Annotated in this window: 3 protein-coding genes; 1 reads left to right on the top strand and 2 read right to left on the bottom strand. The window is 35.9% G+C overall.

The window, feature by feature from the left end; translation table 11 throughout:
* Window positions 1–21: 21 nt before the first annotated feature.
* Window positions 22–495, top strand: a complete 474-nt coding sequence (locus tag D6734_11340; GenBank protein RMF92857.1) for a hypothetical protein — start codon at window positions 22–24, stop codon at window positions 493–495.
* Between the two features lie 129 nt (window positions 496–624).
* Here the strand turns inward: D6734_11340 and D6734_11335 are convergent, their stop codons facing one another.
* Window positions 625–2,406, bottom strand: coding sequence for a phospholipid carrier-dependent glycosyltransferase (locus tag D6734_11335; protein ID RMF92856.1), 1,782 nt, complete (start codon window positions 2,404–2,406; stop codon window positions 625–627).
* Window positions 2,407–2,414: 8 nt separating this feature from the next.
* A partial coding sequence (locus D6734_11330; GenBank protein RMF92855.1) for a hypothetical protein occupies window positions 2,415–3,587 on the bottom strand: 1,173 nt, incomplete at its 5' end.

Raw genomic sequence — 3,587 nt, 5'->3', positions numbered from 1 at the left:
CCTCTTATAAGTCAGGAAGAAATGCAAAAACTTTCAGATGATGAATTCAAAGAATATTTTCTCAATAGAATAGACAAAGTCATTATCCCTCGTGCACTTTATTCAGGAGGCAATGAAGTAGTAACTAAGACAGTGCAGGGCAGAACATTTCGCGTTGGCAGTTATCCCCGCGGTATTGACAAAAAAAGCAATGATTACTTTCAGTGTAGGGCAGAATATAGGAAGTTGAAAGATGAATTGATGCGAAGAAGCATAATTAGTGGAGAATATTATACAAAAAATATAATGAAAGAAGCTGAAAAAAGATTTGAAGTGCATATTGAAAAGATATGGAATAGATATCAGCAAGTTGTAGGCGGTGAAATGAATTCCCTTTCCGAGATAAGAATGACAGCAGATTTTATCGAACTTTTCGATGATTATAGAGACAAAGACAAAGCGCTGAAAAACCTTCTGGATAAAACATTTGGCGAAATGGAGAAGCAAAACTATTAACAATTAGCAGAATTCATCAATTACAACGTGAGATATTTTTTAAGCTAAAGTCAAAGAAAAAACTTCAGCAACATTCATATAAAATATTCTAAACACTATCTGACTTGACTGGCTTAATTCATAATAATTTTAATGAACAATCTTATAAATTGATATCTTAGGTCCTGTAATGTCTTTAGAGGGTATAAAAGCTTTTAATAGTTTTTTCTTTCTTCCATAAAGAATTTTTTCATTTCTCCCTGTTGCATATCCTGAAATGAAATAATCTGCCTCGTCCAAGGAAAACTCATTCCTAACATCATAAATATTGTCCGTTTTTTCTATCTTTGAAACAAAATATCTTTTTTCAGAGAGTCTCATATCAGGAGATATTCCTGCAAGCAGAAGTTTCTTTCCTTCAGGAATATTTCTTTCTATCCAGCGAAACGCAATATTTAATGTGTTTTTTGATAAAAATGCTCTTTCTATATTTATTGTTTTGTTAAAAGGCGTCAATGCTATAATTAAAAGAGCTAAAGATGTAATCAAAATCTTCAAATAATTCAGAGAAATTTTGCGCAAAATCAACTCCCCAATTCTGCTCAATGCTATGCCTGCAAAAATCAAAAATATAGAACTTACAGGTAATAAAAATCTCGGCATTGAAAGCTTCATCGAGCTTAAGATGAAAACGTAGATGCCAATCCATAGAAAAAGAGGAAGAAACTTTTTTTCAATGGAGAAGAACAAGCCTGCAAAACAAAGAATCGAAAGTAATATTCCTGAATTGTTTACAAAGATTTTCCAATAAGTAAACAATGGGAAAGATTCATCTAAGTTCGACCAAATCTTATCCCCATAAAATCCTAAACTCGTTACTTTCACAGAGAACTTGAAGTCATTCAGAAATCCCTTGTAATCGATTAGAATGTAAGGAGAAATTGCAAAAAAAACAATCACGGCTATCAAAGCCGGAATGATTATTCGTTTGTCAAAAATATTAATCAAAAAAAATCTTTCAAAATTGGGAATAAAATAAACTGCAACTGATAGGGCTAAAAATATGAAAGCTAAAACTCTAAAGACGTTGTCCAGTTTTTGAAGGAAAAAGTAAGCAAGGTCTCCCTTCTGAATTATTCCATCAGCGCTGAAAACTTCTTTGAAAAGATTAATAATAAAGGATTCAATAGGATTTACGGTAAAAGCAAAAAAGATTAAACTAACAAAAAAAAGCATTATAGCTGTTGAAGATAATCTTCGACTTTTATCATCAATTTTAATTCTTGAAGAGCAATAGTAAAAAGATAAAATAAGAATCACTGCAATCAGAGGGAGTGCCGTATATTTTGTTGAAGAAGCGACACCTGCGAAAAAACTACTGAGAATCAAAAAGTGAAACTTATCATTCTTCCCCTCCCAGTTAGATAAAAAATAAATCGCAAGCAAAATCCAAAATGAAAGAGGCACATCTACAATGGCAAAATGTGAATGGCGAACCTCAAGAGGGAAAATAGCAACAAAAAAAGCCGCAAAGAGCCCTGCCTTTTTCCCATCGAGTTTGGAAGCTAAGAGATAGGAAAGAAAAACCACTCCCGTGCCAAAAAAAACCGAAACAATTCGCCCCAACAACCAAAAGGTTGAGTTTGAAGCGGTTATCTTGAAAATAGTGGGTGCAATAAAAGATGCAATTTTAAAGAGAATAAAATAGCAATAGATTGTAAACGAGGGATAATAGAAAAAACGGGGATGAAGATTCCCATCAAACATTGAAAGTGCAGGCAGAATTTGTGACCATTCATCAGGATGAAATCTCAATGGAAGACCAAAATTAATTCCTATTAATCGAAGAAAGACAGCAACAAGAAGGATTAACATAAGGACAAAAATTGTCTTCTTATCTGAATAGAGAGGGCGTTGATTCTCATTATTCATATTATAGATTATATTCTATCAAGCCAACCCGCTTCTTCCGAAAGCCCCAAAGAAATCAGTTTTTCTTTTGTTGGAATACCCGTTTTTTTGTCCCATCCTCTTCTATCATAATAGTCATCAAGCATCCACTCCCATTTATCTTTATCTATAGTATCCCCCTTAAACTGCCCTGATGGGACAGGACCTTCTACCCATTTCCCGATTAAGCGGTCATCGCCTCTTCTAATCCCCTCTCTAACTATGTATAGTCTTTCAAGATTGAATATCCTCTCGCCTGCATGCATGGCATCATCAACAGAAAAATCCAATCCAGTTACTGCATTAAAGAGTTCAACTTGGTCTTCTATCGTTAATCCCCCTCCATTCGACTCGCTAGCGAAACGGCATATCTCCATACAGTCGGTTACAGCAGCAATATGTTGCATCCTTATAGCTACAACAGCCTTAAAATATGAATTATGGTCAAGAACTTCCCGTGAGCCAAACATCTTTTCAGCCATCTCAGGTGTAAACCTCGAAAGCCCTCCTACTGTTTCAGTCGGCACACTTCCTCGCAGATGGTCACACCCTCTTGTTGATGTAGCAAGACAAAGAGCCATTCCTTTCATAATCCTCAAATCAATGCCACCAAAAGTCATTCCCTTGCTGTGGCTTATATATTCTGCCGCCTTCCCTCCAATCTTTTCACTTGCCCGCAAAGCGCCGTCGGCAAGGATATCTCCTATATCCTGGCGTTTTGCAATCTTTTCGACAAGTTTAATAAGAATCTCCGGTTTCCCCCAATCAAGCTCAAGCCCATCTGTATCCTTTTTAGTAATAATCCCGTTCTTGAACCAATCAATAGCAACAGCAATCAGCCCGCCGCACTCGAGAGCATCCAAACCAAATTGATTGACCATATTATTGATTTTAAAGATTGAGGCGATATCAGAATTGCCAACAGTAGGGCCAAAGGGTGTTACAACACCCTCCTCCAATTTATTTCCCCACTCACCCTTATAAGGGCCTTCAGGAATCTCGAATCTCTTACTACAATGGATTGGGCAGGCATAGCAGGATTTGGAACCTTTATAATATTTTTCAACAATAGGGTCAGGTTCAAATTTTTCTGCTTCTTCATAACAGGCAGTTTGATTGAAATTTTTAAGGGCAAGAATCCCTATTTTGTTTGTAATGGGAGT

This window comes from Candidatus Schekmanbacteria bacterium (genome assembly GCA_003695725.1).
Lineage (GTDB): Bacteria > Schekmanbacteria > GWA2-38-11 > GWA2-38-11 > J061 > J061.
The sequence above is the reverse complement of the archived record's forward strand: the minus strand, read 5'-3'. Positions and strand labels throughout refer to the sequence as shown.